This is a genomic window from Microbulbifer maximicatervae (SeqCode) (assembly GCF_052467385.1).
This window is the reverse complement of the sequence record NZ_CP174311.1, coordinates 3,522,770-3,540,397: the sequence shown is the minus strand read 5'-3', so window position 1 is coordinate 3,540,397 and position 17,628 is coordinate 3,522,770. Positions and strand designations below refer to the sequence as shown.

Sequence of the window (17,628 nt, the reverse complement as noted above, 5' to 3'; positions counted from 1 at the left end):
TCAAACGTCAAAAAGAGGCTTGCTCCGGCAAGGGTAGTGGCAATTGAACAGGGCCTTGACCCGCCCGGAGGTCTGTGAGTCGCAAGCCTACCCCAAGAAGGCGGATGGGAGCAGGGCGTTTTTCTCGACACTCCTTCAGTAGCTGGCGGAATTCAGAAATACGCCCGGCACGGCTGCTGCGCTCGTGGGTGCTGGTAGTAAAATCTGCGTACTTTACTTTAACGGTGGCGCCATTTACTTCGTAACGATCGCCGAGTTTTTCCAGGCGCTCCAGCAGACGCATATACAGCTCTGTCAGCTGTTCCAGCCATTCGTCAAAACTGGATAAGTCTTCGCGAAAGGTGCGCTCGACACTAACACTCTTGCGGGAGCCATCGCCGCTTACCGGGCGATCGTCAACACCACGGCAAAGGTCGTAAAGGCGGCGGCCAAATTTGCCAAACTTCTTACTCAGTTCAACTTGTGAAAAATTGCGTAAATCCGCGCAAGTGCGAATGCCTTGTCGATGCATTTTCTCTGCGGTTACCCGTCCCACGCCGTGTATTTTGTTGATAGGCAGGCGCAAAACAAATTGATCGACCTCGCTCGGCGTAATGACTGTCAATCCGTCAGGCTTCTGCCAATCACTGGCAATTTTGGCCAGGAATTTATTCGGGGCCACCCCGGCAGAAATTGTGATACCCAGTGTGCCGCGCACCCGTTGCCGGATCTCCTCAGCGATTAGGGTAGCGCTGCCGTGGCAGCGGCCACTGTCGGTGACATCCAGGAAGGCTTCGTCCAGGGATAGGGGCTCAATATCATCGCAGTAGTCGAGAAATATCTCCCGTATCTGCCCGCTGACCTCCCGGTACTTAGCCATGTTGCCGGGTACTACAATCAAATCAGGGCACAGTTTCTTGGCCTGGGCGGTAGGCATCGCGGAGCGAACCCCATAGCTGCGGGCTTCATAGTTGCAGGTAGAGATCACTCCGCGCCGGTCGCTACTGCCTCCAACGGCCAAAGGGCGTCCACGGAGATTGGGATCGTCACGCATTTCGACCGAAGCGTAGAAGCAGTCACAATCACAGTGGATAATCTTTCTCATGCTGTGATTATATACAGTGTTATGTCGTGCCAGAAAGTAATTTATGCCACTCGGACACCCGGCGATGACAGGTAGGTGAATAATGAGCAGTATTCCGTTGGTCGAGCACCCAGCTTCCGATGATGTAGCCCGGGTTTTTGCTGAGATTGATGACGAGCTGGGGGGAATCCCCAGTCTGTTCCGTGTCTACGCCCAACACCCCGGATTGCTTGAGGCAAACTGGTACAAGTTTAAGACGGTGATGATTCACGGCTGTTTGTCGGCGCAGCTGAAAGAAGCCATTGGCCTGGCAGTCTCAGCCGATAACCACTGTGACTATGGCATTTACCATCACAGTATGTCTCTGCAAATGCTTGGGGTGGAAACCGATGAAGTGATGCGGATTCGCACTGACCCCAAGCATGTGCACTTTTCTGAAAAAGAGCACGCCCTGTTTGACTTGGCGCGCAATGCCAACAGCGCCCCTGATGACCATCGCGAGCACCTGATCGCCGCTGCGCGAAAGCTCGGTGCCGGTGATGATGAGATTCTTGAGGCGTTGGGGGTAATGGAGATGGTACTGGGGGCCAATCACATTGCTGAAGTGCTCAGCCTGGCGCCGACCCGAGTGCCTCACAAGAAGTAATAACAGGCGCCCTTGGGCGGCTGTTCTACTTGGGTCTGCCGAAAATTAGTGCCAGCACAAACATCACAAGGAAAATAAAGAAAAGAATCTTGGCTATTTCAGTTGCGGTCGAAGCGATGCCACTAAAGCCAAAGAAGGCGGCGATCAGCGCAATAACCAGGAAGGTGACAGCCCAGCGCAACATAAGAGGCTCCCAATAGAGTGGAGGGAGCCTTGGGCTCCCGTTCCGCTAATTGATAGAGTCCCGCTCCACAGGTTCCAAATGGTCGCCTGCTTTCATCAGGGTTAGTTGCTCCAGTGTGGCAAACTGGAAGCCCTTTTGCCTGAGTTGCGCAGTAATGAGGGGCAGGGCCTCCATTACCTGATGGTGCTGACCATACATGGGATGCAGCAGAACTACACTTCCGTCTTTTGCCCTCTGGGATATATAGTCAGCTGCGACTTGAGCGCCGCCTGCTTCCAGTTGCTCAGTAGGATCGATATCCCAGTGAGCAATCTTGAACTGGTGATCGCTTAAAAGCGTGCCCAGCTCGTCAGACATCTTTCCGTGAGGAGGGAGAAACATGGGCTTGCTGGTATAGCCATTACTTTGTAGTAGCCGACAGGTTTTTTTAATCTCTTCCTTGGCACTGCTCAAAGGCATCTGGGAAAGGTTTGTGTGTGAGTAACCATGGTTGCCTAACTGATGGCCAGCCTGAATGATTGCCTGGGTCTGCTCCGGGTACCTTTCCATTTCCTGCCCTGTAGGGAAAAAAGTGGCGGTCACTTCCAAAGATTCGAGCCGCTTTAACAGTGGCTCGGTTTTGTCGGGGGAGGGTCCCTCATCAAAAATAAGCGCTACCCATTTATCCTTGCCGGTAATTGCCTGGGCACAGGTTGAAAATACAAAAAGCCAAATGCAAATAGCATTAATTATTATTTTCATTTTTTGGGGTTTCCACAGATAGAAAAAAAGCCGTCAATGACGGCTTTTTTTCTTTGAACTTGTTTAGCGCTCCAGCTGGTCCAGCTTGCCCTTCTTGCCGTCCCACTCCTCGGCATCCGGTAATGGGTCTTTCTTCTCAGTAATATTGGGCCATACCTCGGCGAGTTCTGCGTTCAACTCGATAAATTCCTGCTGATCGTCCGGAACCTCATCCTCAGAGAAAATCGCGTTGGCGGGGCACTCCGGCTCACACAGGGCGCAGTCGATACACTCGTCTGGGTGAATTACCAGGAAGTTGGGGCCTTCGTAAAAACAGTCTACCGGGCAAACCTCTACACAGTCGGTGTATTTACACTTAATGCAGTTTTCCCCAATTACGAATGTCATGTTTGTCCCTCGATAGTGCCACTGAATTCTTCGTGCAGCGGATTTTATCAATTACTGGCGCGAATTGTAGTGGCTTTTCAGTCGATTTAGTTCACTGTTTATAACAGGATGAATTGGGCGACCAGGGTCGCCCGGTCTTTTACTTCAGTAACTTGCGTAAAGAATAGAGCGCTTCCAGTGCCTGGCGTGGCGTCAAATCGTCCGGATCAAGCTCCTCAAGGGCATCCACGGCCGGGTGGCTCGGGCTGCCAAACAGATCTACCTGCTGGGGGGAACCAGGGCCCGCGGCCATTGGCACAGCGGCTTCTTCCGGCTCCTGTTTGGGGGCCAGTGCAGGCGTAGCAATAGGAGCTGGCACATCTACCGACTGGGCGCCGGCTTCCAATGCTGCCAAGCGCGCGCGGGCCTCGGTCAATACATCACTGGGGATACCGGCCAGTTTGGCCACCTGCAACCCGTAACTTTTAGAGGCGGGCCCTTCCTGGATGCGGTGCAGGAAGACAATTCCCTCTCCGTGCTCGGTGGCATCCAAGTGGATGTTGGCGGCCTCAGAGCATTGGCTGGGCAGGTCAGTCAGTTCAAAGTAATGGGTGGCGAACAGTGTAAAGGCGCGCACTTCCCCCGCCAGGTAGTGGGCACAGGCCCAGGCCAGGGACAGACCGTCGTAAGTGCTGGTACCGCGGCCAATCTCATCCATCAGTACCAAACTGTGCTCGGTGGCATTGCGCAGGATATTGGCGGTCTCGGTCATTTCCACCATAAAGGTGGAGCGGCCACCGGCCAGGTCATCGGCACTGCCGATGCGAGTGAAGATACGATCGAGCAAGCCGATCTGGGCACTGTCGGCGGGTACGTAACTGCCACAGTGGGCCAACAGGGCAATCAATGCTGTCTGGCGCATATAGGTAGATTTACCGCCCATGTTTGGACCGGTAATCACCAACATGCGGCGGTCGTCGTGCAACTCAATATCGTTGGCCACAAAGGGCTCGTCCAATACCTGCTCCACCACCGGGTGGCGCCCGCCGGTAATATGCAGACCAGGCTCAGTGCCCAGTTCGGGACGGCACAGGCGCAAATCGTCAGCGCGCTCGGCCAAGCATGCCAGCACGTCTAATTCGGAGATACCCGCAGCAGCGGCTTGGAGCTCTGCCAGGGACTCATTCAGCTGATTGATCAGCTCTTCGTACAATGCCTTTTCACGAGCTAGCGCGCGGCTCTTGGCGGAGAGCGCCTTGTCTTCAAACTCCTTTAGCTCGGGAGTAATGAAGCGCTCTGCATTTTTCAGGGTCTGGCGGCGAATATATTCAGCTGGCGCCTTATCGCTTTGCCCGCGACTGATTTCAATAAAGTAGCCGTGCACCCGGTTGTAACCCACCTTAAGGGTGGGGATACCGGTGCGCTCTTTTTCCCGCTGCTCTAGTTGCACCAGGTAATCGCCGGCGTTTTCACTGATAGCGCGCAGCTCGTCCAGTTCTTCGTCGTAGCCGGTAGCAATAACGCCACCGTCGCGAATTACTACCGGAGGGTTTTCAATAATGGCATCTTGCAGAAGCTCTACTGTTTCAGGCCACTCGCCGATCTGGCTGCACAACTCACTCAATAAAGTTGCGTCAGATTCTGCCAACTGTTGCTGGATTTCCGGGAATTGAGCTAGGGACTGGCCCAGGCGAGCCAAATCCCGAGGGCGTGCAGAGCGCAGTGCCAAACGGCCCAGGATTCGCTCCATATCGCCTACAGGTTTGAGGGCATCACGCAGAGGCTCAAAGCCATAATCGGCAATTAACGCTGCGATGGCGTCCTGGCGGTTGCGCAAGGTGGTCAGCTGGCGCAAGGGGTTGTTAAACCAGCGGCGCAGCAAGCGGCTACCCATAGCGGTTTTACAGCTATCGAAGACCGACAATAGGGTATTGTCATCGCCACCGTTCAGGTTCAGATCAATCTCCAGATTGCGGCGACTGGCACCATCCAAGGCGACTGTCTCATTACCACTTTCCGTCAGCAGGCCGCGAATATGGGGCAGCTCGGTACGCTGGGTGTCCCGTGCGTATTGCAGCAAACAGCCGGCAGCGATAACAGCACCGTGCATATGGCTACAACCAAAGGCCTCCAGGTTCATGGTGCCGAATTGCTGGTTGAGCAGACGCAAAGCGCTCTCAAGCTCGAACTCCCAAGGTGCGCGGCGGCGCACGCCCGCGCGACGCTCGATCTCAGCCGGTAGGCAAAGGTCTTCCGGCGCAAGCAGTTCAGCGGGATTGTGGCGCTGCACCTGCTCGGCCAGGGCTTCCAGAGTATCTGTTTCCTGAACCACAAAACGACCGGTTGCCAGGTCCAGCAGTGCCAGGCCAAATACATCGCCCAAGTGTGAAATAGCAGCCAGGAGGTTATCGCGGCGATCGTTGAGAAGTGCCTCGTCGGTGACCGTGCCCGGAGTAACAATACGTACTACCTGGCGCTCAACCGGCCCTTTGCTAGTGGCGGGATCACCGATTTGTTCACAGATGGCAACGGAAACACCAGCTTTAATTAGCCGCGCCAAGTAGCCCTCAGCTGCATGGTAGGGAATACCGGCCATGGGGATAGGTTCCCCCCCGGACTTACCACGGGCAGTAAGGGTGACATCCAACAGCTCAGCCGCCTTCTTGGCATCATCAAAGAACAGCTCGTAAAAGTCCCCCATGCGGTAGAACACCAGCTCTTGGGGATGCTGGGCCTTGATGCGCATGTATTGCTGCATCATGGGGGTGTGTTCGGGTTTCGCGGCCTTGGTCTTGTTTGCGGTTTTTGGCATTTTTTCTAAGAAAATCAGTAAGTTACAAAAGTGTTTGCAAACCCCAAGAGCCCCGCAGGAGTGGCGGCCGGCTCAGATTGGGGTAGGGGGCAGGTTTCCTCGGGGGCTTAATAAGCAGAAGCGTTCGATCAAATAATGAACGGCAAGCCCAAACCTGATGTTCCTGAAGCATGCAATCGGGAAAGATCTGAACAGAAAGGTCCAGGCCAAAGTTCGAAGGGCTTCTTTATAGGGGGCGCAGAATAGCAGAGTGGGGGGCAAACCACTATGGATGGCTTATCAACTGCAAGTGAAATGGCCAGCAGCGACCCTGTGATTTTATGAGAGCCTTGTAGGGAAGCGGGACGTTTTCGTCTTTGGGGTAAGGACCGTCACTTTTCTTTGCTCTAATGAGTCTGCTGCTGATCTCAATAAAAAAGATTCCTGACTCAGTAAGGTCGAGTACTAAGCAAGCCAATTCTTTACGCGGTAGCGCATCCCTCCAGCTGGGACATATGTACATAGTAGGCTGATGAAATACAGCACTGATAACTAAGTCCTGCTTCGTATATCAGAATTCAAAAGACGCTGCTCCTATTTCTGGGGAAAATTCTATAACTTATTGATTTTTAAAGGATGTGAAAAATGATATAAAGCAGGGAGAGCGCGGAATTATAAAGACGCTGCTTTATATCTACTTGTTTCGTTTCGTGCCACTCAATGTATTTTTTTGATTTTATTGGGTTTTTAAGCGGGCTTTGATTGAGGGCAGTAGAATTATAGAGAAGGGTGATATATAGACGCTGCTTTTGAATTAACTGTTAAATGTCATATGAATATGATCGGTAAATACACAGTACTAGTGGTCACTATGGTGAGTGCAATGTTGTGTTCGTCACTTTACTTTCGCCCGCCAGGCCTGTTCGATTTACCGCGCTATTTGGACATCTTCCTAAATATTAAGAGCTATTTTACTCAAGGACTACTTTCAGGGATGGTGGGCTTGGTTCTTGCTAAGAAGTTAGGGGTTTCTAAGTACGTTGTCTTAACTTTAGGTCTTGCTATCTCTGTTGTGCTTTTGGCCTTAAATAGCCTAAGAGTTCAATCTATGGATTTTTATCATGCGCAATTTGTAGCATTGCCACTGATTGGTGGTATTGCAGGCGGAATCACAATAGGCGAATATGTGCAACATTTAACTAGTTTAGGCACCCGACGCCTGCGGCGCTGGTGCTAAAAGCGTTAAAGTGCAACTATGATCAGGAGAGCAGCGAGTAGAGCGTTTATTATTTGTGGGGCCTTGCTCATACTAGCAATGGTCATAGCCACAATTTACGCAGTACTATCTGACACAATTACTGGTCGGGATATATGGGCAGCGCCTCTTCTTGGCTTCTTCACAGGGATTTATTACTTTATCTTTGTTTACCCCTGCGTCTTCGCTGGTTTGCTCTTATATAGTTTCATTAAAAAATAGGTAAGGCAGTGAATTCAAGCAATAGCACTTTAACAAATGCAGGCAACAGCGCCCCTTCGGGGCTGGACCTTCATTCCGCAGCTCCGCTGCTACATTACGGCCGTTGCTGCAGGCGTTAAATTCCACTCGGAGATAAGCCACGAATGAAATACATCACTATTCTTGCTGCTATAAGCATGAGCATTAGTGCCTATGGGAGTTCCTTTTGGTGTACCGTCAAGGATTTTAACGCGGGTCCTTTAACTCAAGATTTTTATACAGACGCGATTGGAAAAGAGTTTCATGTCAACCGATCAACGGGAAGAATATATGGCGGACTAGATAATAGCGTTCTGGATTCATACACACCGAAAGTGGTGAGTGATGGATCTAACGGTTACTATAAGTCTATTAGCGGAAATGTCATGACTTATTTCACCGTAAGGATAGACAAAAATACAAAATCGCATTTCTTTGTTTTTGTATGAATTTCATGACATACACTGGTCAATGCGTTGATGTATGAGCAGGAATTTAACAAACGCAGCCACACCGGCCTATCGGCCTCGACTCGCTACGCTCGCGTGTGCTGCAGGCGTTATGAGTAATGGGTAGTACGGAGTGGAAGAACCAAAAACAATGAAAATATTGCAGTTAATTACTGCAATATTACTAATGTTGATAGTTTTAGTGCTGGGCGCAGTGATGCTCGCAAATGGGTACTTTTCTGGCGAGATGGGCAGTATAGGAAGGGGGGGAGAGAGCAATATACATTAGCAGACGATCCTGGTGGATATTGGATGAACATGCTTGTGGGTATAGGGTTATGGTTGTTCATAGCTGGTGGGTTAATACATCATATAGTTAAAACAATACGCGGTATTAAAAACTCATAACAAAGCCAAGCATCTGACGGCTTTTCCGTTGCTTGGCTTATGCGCTTTCCGCTACGCTAGCGCAATACCAATCAACTACAAAGCCGCAGCTGTTGGCGGCGTTAAGCGTTCAAGGAAGAGCATTGAAGATAGCTACCATTTTAGCACTAGTAATGATTAGCAATCCTGTTTGGGGTAATAGTCTCAATACAGTCGAGAAAATACAGGAAAGTATTTCTACTAATCTATCGCAAGGCGATAGTAAGCAAGCAATTGAAGAATATTTAGCCTCAGCAAATATTGTGTATTCTTACGATAAGTATTCTTTTAGATACCAGGCCGTAGTACGAGAAAATGAGGCTGACTGTAAATTTGAATCTATATTTCTTTGGCTATTCTATGAATGTACCATTCAAATATATATCAACTTAAATAAGCAAGGGAACTACAAAGATCATGAAGTTTATCAAAGTTATTCTGGCTTATAGCGTCGCAATGCTTAACAAGTACAAGCAGATTGCTACGGGCCTTCGGCCCCTTCGCGGGACGGCCTTCGCTGCGCTCCAGCCGCCCCTGTTGTAGTCGTTAAGCAATAGGTGATCTCAAAAAATCAAATGAACAGAAAAGCTTTCCTAGATGATATAAAAACGCTATTTGATAGCATCAGAAACATGGGACTTTGCGCACTCCTAATAGTCGGCTTGCCTTTTTTTGAATCCATTAAGTTAGGCCCATGCTTCGACCTTTGGCTCCCGTTCGTGCTGAAGTGGTTGTCCATTGGACTTATTACAGGGCTTTTTATTTTCAATTTGATTTGGGTTTATTGTTCAATGAATAAAGGGGAAAAAGCTCTGAAATTTGGTTTTTTCAGCGCTGTATTGATATTGACATTGCTTACAGCTTTAGTTCTTGGAAGTAGGTACTCCGAGATTTCAAGTGCACTGTCAACAGTGGTGGCGAGTAATGCTTAACAAAGCGCAGCAAAGGGACGGCTTACTTTATGCGCGTCTTGCGCTGGTCGCTTCGCTCCCATTTTCGCGCAAAACGCGCATAAAGTAAGCCGCCCGTGTGCGCGGCGTTACGTGTCTTAAGTCGTGAGCACTAAAGAAGAAAGTCATGCAATTTGAAGTGAAACCAAAAATAGGAATTGGTCCTGTAAAATTGGGAATGAACCGTTCCGAAGCCATTAAATTCATGGGTGTAGAACCAGAGAGCTTCATAAAAACTCCTACTTCTGTGCATGCCACAGATGCATTCTATTCTTCAGGCTTTCAAATATTCTATGAGGGTTCATCTCCAAAAGTAGAAAGCATAGAGTTGTCACGGGATAGTGGTTTTGAAATATTAATGTCGGGTATTAAGGTACTTAACTTGCCGGTACCTCAGTCCCTAGAAAAAATACAAGAAATAACAGGTTTGGTGCCACATTCCGAAGATGATGGGTATACTTTTGAAATACCGGATTTAGGCTTATGGCTGTGGCGCCCTGTAACAGAATCACCGGAAGGTAAGTACTTTGAAACAATTGGTATTGGTAAGCCCAACACGTAACAAGTTGCTGTTGTCGCCACTACGTGGCTGGGACAGCCTACTCGCCGCTTCGCTTTGTTCCGGCTGCCCCAAAGCAAGGCGTTAAGTGCTTATGATGGAATCGCGCAAGGTTTTAGTTACAAAGCTAGTTGAGTATAAGGCTCCAATAAATCGAATTCTGGGAGATCTCAAGTCGTACGGCTGGGATTCAGAAACTGACTTGGTAACTTTAAGGCCATCTCACCTAGAAAATGTACTTGAACGCTATATCTCTGGTGAATTAAGTGATCTACAAGTCAGAGACTGGGCAAATGCGATCGAACATCGTGAAGACATTGGGCTTCTTAATGAGTACAAGGGTACATTGGATGAAATGATATTTTGGTTAGCTAATCCAGCTATCAATTATCCAATAAAAAAAGACTTAGCTAAACGTGTTATCAAAAACCTACAGTCAAATAATGTGCAGTAAGCATTTAACAAGCGCCTGCAATCGGACCTCCGGCCGTTGAGGCGGGCGTTAGTGCGTCAAGCTAAACTTGATGCTTCTTGCAGGGTGGAAGTCCCTGTCGGGTAAGGCCTAACCAGCCACCTGTATCGAGTGTTGCGCGTAGGGCGGAACAGAAAGAAAAAAAATATACTCATTTTTTTTCTCACTGTGAACAAACTATGTGAAGCGTACACAGAGAATTCTATAGGCCATAGGGCTTATCGTGACCCTGAAGTGCTGGTATCGCTCCGATAATAAAATGAGCTCCGATTGACGAGATGTGTAACGCCATCGAAGTCCAGGCAAAGCAACCGCATTGGTGAGGTTGTGGCGGATCGGCGGGGTTATCAAGCCGTGGCATGTAGAAAGAGAGGTATTGAGAACTTGAGAGATCCGAGCAGGTTCCTGAAGGAACAGGTAGGGACGTTAAGCCTAATGGTGAAACTAACGAAGACCACTCGGAAGTCGGATCAGCTCATAGTAGTCCGAGAGCGGGAAAGCCGCTTACATGGCGAAGGGGCTGACAGTAATATCGGTGTGCAACAGAAACATAGTCCGGACAAAGTAGGGCTGGATACACTATGACAACCGCCTTGCACGCCATCGCATTTAAAGCACAGAGCCACCCCACGCACAGGTTTCAGAATTTATACGGACTGCTAAATTCCAACCTGCTGTATCAAAGCTGGGGCCAGCTTAACAAGCAGGCCCGCCCCGGTATCGATGGAGTAACAACCGAAGTTTACCGGCAAGGTCTGCCGCAAAATATCCAATGCCTACATCAACGGCTGTGTGACAAATGCTACCGCACCCAGGCGATTAAGCGGGTATTAATTCCCAAAGGCAATGGCAAGCAGCGCCCACTGGGGCTGCCTACGGTGGAAGACAAACTGGTGCAGCAGAGCGTAGCGCAGCTACTGCAAAGTATCTGGGAGCAGGATTTTCTGCCCTTTAGCTACGGCTACCGCCCCAGGAAAAGTGCCCACCAAGCCGTACATAGCCTTGGCTTAAACCTGCAATTCAAAGGCTACGGCTACATCGTTGAAGCCGATATTAAAGGCTTCTTCGATCAGCTGGATCACGACTGGTTACTGCGCATGCTAGCCCTTCGTATCGACGACAAAGCCCTGCTGACACTGATTAAACAGTGGCTTAAGGTGCGCGTGCAAACCCCAGATGGTAAGTTCAGTAAACCGGCAGCAGGCACCCCGCAAGGAGGTGTGATCAGTCCGGTACTGGCGAACATCTATCTGCACTACGCCCTGGATTTGTGGTTCGAGAAGAAGGTCAAGCCGCGTATGCGTGGCAGAGCCATGCTAATCCGCTACGCCGACGACTTTGTTGTGGCCTTCCAATTGAAAACGGATGCAGAGCGCTTTTACCGGGTGCTACCGCAACGGCTGAACAAGTTTGGCCTACAGTTAGCTCCCGAGAAAACGCACCTGAAGCGGTTTAGTCGCTTCCATCCGGGTCGAAAACGGCAGTTCCAGTTTCTGGGCTTTGAGTTCTACTGGAGCCTGGACGTCAATAAACGCCCCAGGCTCAGGCGCCGGACTGCCGTAAAGAAACAGAAGGGCGCAATGGAAGCGCTCTACCACTGGATCAAAGCCAAGCGCAGTGAGCGCCTGAGAGAGTGGCTTCCCACACTGAAGCGCAAGCTACAGGGCTTCCAGAACTACTTCGGTCTACCAGACAACAGTCGAAGCTTGTCCCGTTTGTACAGCTATGTTTTACACAGCATACACAAATGGCTCAACCGGCGGAGTCAGCGCAAGAGTTACAACTGGAATAGTCTAAAGGAAATGCTGGGATATTTTGGGCTAAAGCCACCGCGAGTATACAAACGCAGTATACTTGTGGACTGGTATTAGGGTTCGTGCTTTACACGAGCGAATATATTACTGAAGAGCCGGATGCGGTAGTTCCGCACGTCCGGATCTGCGTGGGGGCAGTTAGGGTAACCGGCTGTCCTACCACTACTGTGCCCAAGGATAAATTGTGAGAGTTAAAGACGCATATAAGGAAATGTGGCAGTTTCAGTCTCTGCTACTAGAGGATATTCGAGCTGCAAGAGATATTGCACGGAATGATCCAACACCGTTCTCTCTCAGGACAATATACAGAACAAGTGCGGCATACATAGAGGGTACGTTGTACCAATTGCGATTGGTTTGTCTTGCTGCCCTTGAAGATGTACCCACAATCTTTAACTATCAGGAAATATTGGCGCTAAAAGAAAAAACAGTGCTGCTCAATAGCAAAGGAAAATTAGAGGAAAAAGATCAGTTCCAAAAACTAAAACCAAGTATCTTGTTCCTATTTTCCTGTTTCGCAAAGCTGCATAGTATCCATTTTTCACCAAACATAAGTGATCATAGGTGGGACAGTTTGGGAAAATTCTTTGAGTTGCGAAACTCGCTAATGCATCCAAAATCAATTTCTGATTTCGAAATAGACGAGTTTAAGAACACTGTGAGCTTAGAGGCAGTGTCTTGGTTTAATGAAAACTTACAAAAGCTTTTCCGGGAATGTGAAAGTGCTGAGGCCGCAGCGTCGGTAAGCACATAACAAAGCAATGCAGCTGACGTCTTACTTTGTGCACCTTTTGCACGGTCGCTGCGATCCCATTTTCGTGCAAAAAGCACACAAAGTAAGCCGCGTCTGATTGCGGCGTTATGAATAAAAACTATGTCTAATCTCAAAGACCGCCGATGGCGTCGAAAAGGCCTCGATAGAAAAATCGAGACTCCTTCATGGGGGGAGCTTGCTTTTGGGAAAAAGCTTTTCAATTTGCGGCATATGTTACTAGCTGTATTTACTAGTGGCTTCATATCTTTTGCAATGCTATATCAGCTTATAACCTATGGGCATTGGGAGGCCAAAGGAGCTAAAGTAGATGGTGCCGTGGGCTATGGTGTTGCCTTTTTCCTTCTAGTAATTTTCATAGCCCTACTTATTGCAACTATTAAAGACTGGCGGAGAGGCTAATGCATAACAAAAAGCAGCACGATTGCCCACAAAATATGTGGGCTGGACGGCCTACGCTTTGCTTCGGCCGCCCGTGTGCTAGGCGTTATGGCCCTTAAAGGATTATCGTGGATCTATCAAAATCTCTCGAAGAACTACACAAAGAAAAATGGGGCAGGCCTGACTTTGGTTCAAGTCTAGCCGCTGAATGTCGCCGTTTATGGTCAGTTCCTTTAGCGGAACTTTCAGTCGAAAACCTACGCATGCTAATTGGTCAAAAAATTGGTTTAAGGTTTCTGGTTCCCGTTGCTCTTGATATTCTTGCTGTAAACCCATTGGCCGAAGGTGACATGTACAAAGGAGATTTACTGGCAAATATTGCTGCAGTGCCTGATAACTTTTGGCAGCAGTATCCAGAGTTCAACAACCAACTCGTAGAAATCAAAAGCGAATTAGAAATAATAATGGGTACAATCACAGAAGAGCTTATTCCACCTTTGAGCTCTCGGGTTTACCAATAAATGAGCCATAACAAGTGACTATGGTTGTTCGTCAAGTTATTAAGCCATACTTTCATCCCAGTAGGTGTTATTTTTCACCATCGTATTCAGAATCGTAATCTGCTTTCTCATGCAGGCAATCAGAGCGACCTTTTTAGGTTTGCCAGCGTCGACTAATCGCTTATACATCGGCTTTAATTTGGGATGATGTTGTATGGCCGACATAATGGAAACAAACAGAACCGTACGTACACGATGCCTTCCACCCCGAATATATCTCTTTCCCTGGAAGCTGCCGCTATCACGGTTCATCGGGGCGATACCGACAAGTGCAGCGATTTCTTTACGGTTCAATTTTCCTAGCTCGGGAAGTTCACTCATCAACGTATAAGCCAATACATTTCCGACCCCTTTAGCACTCAACAATAGGTCGCGCCTTTGCCGCCACTCAGACACACTGTTAACCAGTTTATCCAGTTGCTTGTCGATACCTTGTAGCTCTTTTTTGATGGTGTTTAGAATGGTCTGTATAGGTTTGTGTACTGATTTCGGCATTCTCTGAAGCCGATTCTTTTGCATTGTGCTCATCTCTAAACACTGACTTCTTACCGCCAGTAAGTCACTGATCTCCCTAAGCTTTTCTGGCTTTAGTACCGACAGCCTTGGCTTCATGGCCTCACCAAAATGTGCAATATCCATTGCATCTAGCTTGTCGGTTTTGGCGAGGCGCCCTGCGGATTTAGCGAAGCTTCTTATCTGAGAAGGATTGCAAACAACAATAGGTAATCCTGCTTTGCCGGCGGCGCAAACAAACTCTAACTCGAGTCTTCCCGTAGACTCTATTAATACTCTTTGAGGTTTAAGGGGGTGAAGTTGTTTAATGGCATCCTTAATGCCACTTTTATCATTGGTAACACTAAAAAACTGGCCAGTAGGTCTCACATAAATATCGAGTTGTTTACTGCTGGTATCGATACCGACATTGATCTCTTGAGGTTCCATAAGATAAGCTATCTCCGCCTTGCTATTCGGGCTCGAGGCCCACATGACTATTCGAGTTATGCCTAGTGAGTGTCTGTCACGTTCCTACTTGTTAACGGTCTTTATAAACCGGCGCAGCAACGAACTGTGACAAACAAGGCCTTCGGTGGCCGCCGAAGGTGGGTCTCAATTTACCCGTTAGCGAAAAGGATTTTCAACATCAGAATCGATCAAGAACAACCATACAAGGCGCGCAATGCTCGGCCAACCAGTTGGCCTGGACTGTCACTGCTACGCAGCGCCAGCCCATTCGCTTGGCGTTAGAGAACCAATGAATAACGAACATAGGGCGCGGGATTGGATTAACTTTATTTTAGAGAGATGTCAGTTCCCTGATGCACCAGCGCTAAAGAATCACCTCGATAAAGCCGTGTTTTCTGAGTTCTGTCAGTGCGGTTGTAATAGTTTCAAGGTCCTGGTCCCGGCTTTCACCAAAGCAATTGCAGTTCCAGGTAAATATGGTGTAATTTTTGAAGCACACTTTAATCTTGCAGAAGCCGGTAAAACGTTAGAGATCCTAATATTCTCAGGAAAATCAGGAATGGTTGAGTACATTGAAATAGACTGTTGTGGTAACAACTTGCCTGTTCCAGAAGCAGTTGAGGTTGTTGGCGAACCGTTTCATGTCAGTGCCGGTAGTGCGCTCGCTCTCTAACAAGAGCCGGCACAAGCGCGCACTTCGTGTGCTGGACTCGCAACAAGTTGCTCGCCTGTGCGGCGGGCGTTAGCTTTTTTTGAACTTGAGATACATTACTGACATAAAACATAAATGGGGATGAAGTGGAACATGGAAATGACTGAAAAAGTAAAGGGCACAGTAAAATTCAGAGGGCTATTTGGCAGTCTAGTTATTAGCATCGGTGGATACTTTGCAACAATTTTAGCGTTCGCGGTTTTTTATACTGCTGATAGGGTCTTAGGAAATAATCTCCCATTAGATGAACCAGATCCAGATAAACTAATAGTAAAAATGATTAACTTTGCAGTAGGAATGTTGTTCCCATTCTTGGCAGGTATTTATTGCGGGAGAAAGAATAGAAACTCGATGACATACACTCACTATTTGTTGATTTTAGTAACTGGGTTGTATGTTGGTTACCTGATCAAAGGCCAGCTAGAATTAACTTTTGTAGTCTTGTACTCCATCTTAGCAATGTTCGTTGTGTATTCGGGATATAAACTTGGTGGCAGGGGTGTAGGTAAATTCGCTAATCGACCCATAAGCTAACAAGCGGCTGCTGTCGGACTGGTAAAAGCTCCGGCTTCGCCTCCACTTTTACCAGCCGTAGAGCCGGACGTTATGAATTCATGAGAAATACTAAATCAATACTACTACTAGTTCTCTTGGGGCTGACCGCTTGTAGCAATAAGCCGTCCGGTGGGTTTATGCGAGGAGATGTGCCTATGGTTGTCGGTATGTTTGAAAATTACTATGGCAAGCATGTTCAAGTTGTCGGTTATATGTACAAACCGCCTAGAGGCAATGTTTTAGTATTAATCCCATCAAAGGATCATATTAATTTACAGACACAGCCTCCAGCTAACGTATTGAGTTTACTGTTATTCTCCGACACAGCAATTAGAAATGGCAGCGTTCACTCCGAGATGGAAAGGTGTATTGGTAAGACTACCTATGTGTCTGGGCTAGTCGGCATTTTTTCTGGGTTACCTGCAATTGAAGAGATTCGTGAAGTGGCGTGCTAAATTCATAACAAACGCAAGCAGGATGCTCCGGCCCTTCGGACCTCCACGGGACACCCAACGCTATGCACATTTTGTGCGGATCGCTGCGCTCCCAGTTTCGCACAAAATGTGCATAGCATTGGTCGCCCCTGTTGCGGGCGTTATGAGTAGCGAGAGAAATGAACATCGAGCAAGAATTTAAAGGTAAGGTCGCAGAGCACTTAGAAAACCTGAGTGAGGATTTGAGGCCTATTCTCAAAAAATTAATTGAGTTCGATTATCCCAAAGAGGTTGATACGCTCGCATTTGAGATTTTCGTTGATGGGTTCTCGTCAGGATTCCCAGTTCGGGCATTCTTTATGGATAAAGATAATTCAGAGCACTTTATCTACGTAGATGGAAAAGCTGAATACCCCTCACCCGTAGATCCAGGTTTGTTGAAAATCGAACACGTATACCCGTATGAGCTAGAAGAAGAGTATACAAGCAAAGATGAGTCGCTTGACCCATGGGATATCGCTACAAATGAGTTAATTGAGTGGTTCTCAAAATGTTGGCAAGCTGTGGGCGGCCAGGGCTTTAATTTGAAGGCTAATATTACACCGCACGACAGTAACCATGAATTCAATTTGGTAGAAAGTAAGTGGCAAAACCGGTGGTAGCTCATAACAAGCAGCGGCAGAGCGACAGCCAACGCTACGCACCTTTTGTGTTACTCGCTGGCGCTCAAACATTAACACAAAATGCGCTCCGCGCTGGCTGCGCCTGCGCTGGGCGTTAAGTTCACCTAGATACGGAAATCCGACGTTGAAAAATCTATCTCTATTTTTAGTGCTTCTTTTAAGCCCCTTTGTCTATGGAAAGGAAATGAATATTGTCGAGAAGTATCAGTACTATTCAGAAAACAATGAATGGGAAAAGGCTCTACCAGTAATTCGAGAGATCATTGATCGATCACCTAAAATCCCAACAAGCTGGTTCAACTACGGCATCACCCTTGAAAATCTTGGGAAGCATTCAGAAGCAGTCCAGGCCTTCTTTAATGCCTATCAACTTCAACCTGATGATTATCGTGCACAATACAGAATATTTCGAAATTTGGCGTTAGCTAAAGACACAGATAGATTTGTAAAATTTGTCAGTATCGAAGCCAAGAAAACCCCTGGAATAATAGATATGATTGCTGGCATTGATGATTTCAAAGAAATGCGAGCTACAGATCAATATAAAGAGTTCTTGCGAAGCAATGAACATTGAGAACTTAACAAGCCTGCGCAGCACCGCCCACTGCGTGG

The 17,628-nt window shown here is 48.0% G+C and carries 21 protein-coding genes; 15 read left to right on the top strand and 6 right to left on the bottom strand.

Annotated features, from left to right (window positions below):
• Window positions 1-7 precede the first annotated feature (7 nt).
• Window positions 8-1,084, bottom strand: a complete 1,077-nt coding sequence (gene dinB / locus ACJJIR_RS15125; RefSeq protein ID WP_444905968.1) for a DNA polymerase IV — start codon at window positions 1,082-1,084, stop codon at window positions 8-10.
• Window positions 1,085-1,166: 82 nt separating this feature from the next.
• On the opposite strand from dinB, the gene ACJJIR_RS15120 reads away from it, so the two are divergent.
• Window positions 1,167-1,709, top strand: a complete 543-nt coding sequence (locus ACJJIR_RS15120; RefSeq protein WP_413664916.1) for a carboxymuconolactone decarboxylase family protein — start codon at window positions 1,167-1,169, stop codon at window positions 1,707-1,709.
• A 25-nt stretch (window positions 1,710-1,734) separates the two neighbouring features.
• On the opposite strand, the gene ACJJIR_RS15115 is transcribed toward ACJJIR_RS15120, so the two are convergent.
• The 4 genes from ACJJIR_RS15115 to mutS all read right to left on the bottom strand — a co-directional run bounded on the left by ACJJIR_RS15115 (window position 1,735) and on the right by mutS (window position 5,812).
• On the bottom strand, window positions 1,735-1,893 hold the full coding sequence (locus ACJJIR_RS15115; protein ID WP_282931841.1) for a DUF1328 domain-containing protein: 159 nt from the start codon (window positions 1,891-1,893) through the stop codon (window positions 1,735-1,737).
• Between the two features lie 45 nt (window positions 1,894-1,938).
• Window positions 1,939-2,634 (bottom strand): polysaccharide deacetylase family protein, encoded by a 696-nt coding sequence (locus ACJJIR_RS15110; RefSeq protein WP_444905967.1) that lies wholly within the window; start codon window positions 2,632-2,634, stop codon window positions 1,939-1,941.
• 63 nt (window positions 2,635-2,697) lie between these two features.
• The gene (fdxA, locus tag ACJJIR_RS15105) at window positions 2,698-3,021 is read right to left on the bottom strand and encodes a ferredoxin FdxA (protein ID WP_108732342.1); all 324 of its coding nucleotides are present in this window, start codon (window positions 3,019-3,021) and stop codon (window positions 2,698-2,700) included.
• A 139-nt stretch (window positions 3,022-3,160) separates the two neighbouring features.
• Window positions 3,161-5,812: a DNA mismatch repair protein MutS gene (gene mutS / locus ACJJIR_RS15100; protein WP_444905966.1), complete on the bottom strand. Its 2,652-nt coding sequence runs from the start codon at window positions 5,810-5,812 to the stop codon at window positions 3,161-3,163.
• An 862-nt stretch (window positions 5,813-6,674) separates the two neighbouring features.
• On the opposite strand from mutS, the gene ACJJIR_RS15095 reads away from it, so the two are divergent.
• The 9 genes from ACJJIR_RS15095 to ACJJIR_RS15055 all read left to right on the top strand — a co-directional run bounded on the left by ACJJIR_RS15095 (window position 6,675) and on the right by ACJJIR_RS15055 (window position 13,630).
• Window positions 6,675-7,028 carry a hypothetical protein gene (locus ACJJIR_RS15095; protein ID WP_444905965.1) on the top strand — a complete coding sequence of 118 codons (354 nt, stop codon included), beginning with the start codon at window positions 6,675-6,677 and terminating at the stop codon, window positions 7,026-7,028.
• 383 nt (window positions 7,029-7,411) lie between these two features.
• Window positions 7,412-7,735: a hypothetical protein gene (locus ACJJIR_RS15090; protein WP_444905964.1), complete on the top strand. Its 324-nt coding sequence runs from the start codon at window positions 7,412-7,414 to the stop codon at window positions 7,733-7,735.
• A gap of 530 nt (window positions 7,736-8,265) precedes the next feature.
• The gene (locus ACJJIR_RS15085; protein WP_444905963.1) at window positions 8,266-8,610 is read left to right on the top strand and encodes a hypothetical protein; all 345 of its coding nucleotides are present in this window, start codon (window positions 8,266-8,268) and stop codon (window positions 8,608-8,610) included.
• Between the two features lie 628 nt (window positions 8,611-9,238).
• The gene (locus ACJJIR_RS15080; protein WP_444905962.1) at window positions 9,239-9,673 is read left to right on the top strand and encodes a hypothetical protein; all 435 of its coding nucleotides are present in this window, start codon (window positions 9,239-9,241) and stop codon (window positions 9,671-9,673) included.
• Between the two features lie 91 nt (window positions 9,674-9,764).
• On the top strand, window positions 9,765-10,124 hold the full coding sequence (locus tag ACJJIR_RS15075; RefSeq protein WP_444905961.1) for a hypothetical protein: 360 nt from the start codon (window positions 9,765-9,767) through the stop codon (window positions 10,122-10,124).
• 599 nt (window positions 10,125-10,723) lie between these two features.
• The gene (gene ltrA, locus ACJJIR_RS15070; protein ID WP_413662935.1) at window positions 10,724-12,013 is read left to right on the top strand and encodes a group II intron reverse transcriptase/maturase; all 1,290 of its coding nucleotides are present in this window, start codon (window positions 10,724-10,726) and stop codon (window positions 12,011-12,013) included.
• A gap of 127 nt (window positions 12,014-12,140) precedes the next feature.
• Window positions 12,141-12,710, top strand: a complete 570-nt coding sequence (locus ACJJIR_RS15065) for a hypothetical protein (protein ID WP_444905960.1) — start codon at window positions 12,141-12,143, stop codon at window positions 12,708-12,710.
• Between the two features lie 120 nt (window positions 12,711-12,830).
• Entirely contained in the window at window positions 12,831-13,130 is a 300-nt protein-coding gene (locus ACJJIR_RS15060; RefSeq protein WP_252082806.1) for a hypothetical protein, read from the top strand.
• Window positions 13,131-13,237: 107 nt separating this feature from the next.
• Window positions 13,238-13,630 (top strand): contact-dependent growth inhibition system immunity protein, encoded by a 393-nt coding sequence (locus tag ACJJIR_RS15055; protein WP_444905959.1) that lies wholly within the window; start codon window positions 13,238-13,240, stop codon window positions 13,628-13,630.
• A 39-nt stretch (window positions 13,631-13,669) separates the two neighbouring features.
• Here the strand turns inward: ACJJIR_RS15055 and ACJJIR_RS15050 are convergent, their stop codons facing one another.
• Window positions 13,670-14,611, bottom strand: coding sequence for an IS110 family RNA-guided transposase (locus ACJJIR_RS15050; RefSeq protein WP_444905958.1), 942 nt, complete (start codon window positions 14,609-14,611; stop codon window positions 13,670-13,672).
• 310 nt (window positions 14,612-14,921) lie between these two features.
• On the opposite strand from ACJJIR_RS15050, the gene ACJJIR_RS15045 reads away from it, so the two are divergent.
• From ACJJIR_RS15045 to ACJJIR_RS15025, 5 genes are all read left to right on the top strand, one after another.
• Window positions 14,922-15,305, top strand: a complete 384-nt coding sequence (locus ACJJIR_RS15045) for a hypothetical protein (RefSeq protein WP_413662942.1) — start codon at window positions 14,922-14,924, stop codon at window positions 15,303-15,305.
• 138 nt (window positions 15,306-15,443) lie between these two features.
• Window positions 15,444-15,878 (top strand): hypothetical protein, encoded by a 435-nt coding sequence (locus ACJJIR_RS15040; RefSeq protein WP_444905957.1) that lies wholly within the window; start codon window positions 15,444-15,446, stop codon window positions 15,876-15,878.
• 176 nt (window positions 15,879-16,054) lie between these two features.
• A complete protein-coding gene (locus tag ACJJIR_RS15035) occupies window positions 16,055-16,354 on the top strand; it encodes a hypothetical protein (RefSeq protein WP_444905956.1) in 300 nt (99 codons plus the stop codon).
• Window positions 16,355-16,512: 158 nt separating this feature from the next.
• Complete coding sequence (locus ACJJIR_RS15030; protein ID WP_444905955.1) at window positions 16,513-16,995, top strand: hypothetical protein; 483 nt, start codon at window positions 16,513-16,515, stop codon at window positions 16,993-16,995.
• Between the two features lie 205 nt (window positions 16,996-17,200).
• On the top strand, window positions 17,201-17,590 hold the full coding sequence (locus ACJJIR_RS15025; protein ID WP_143730940.1) for a tetratricopeptide repeat protein: 390 nt from the start codon (window positions 17,201-17,203) through the stop codon (window positions 17,588-17,590).
• Window positions 17,591-17,628 lie beyond the last annotated feature (38 nt).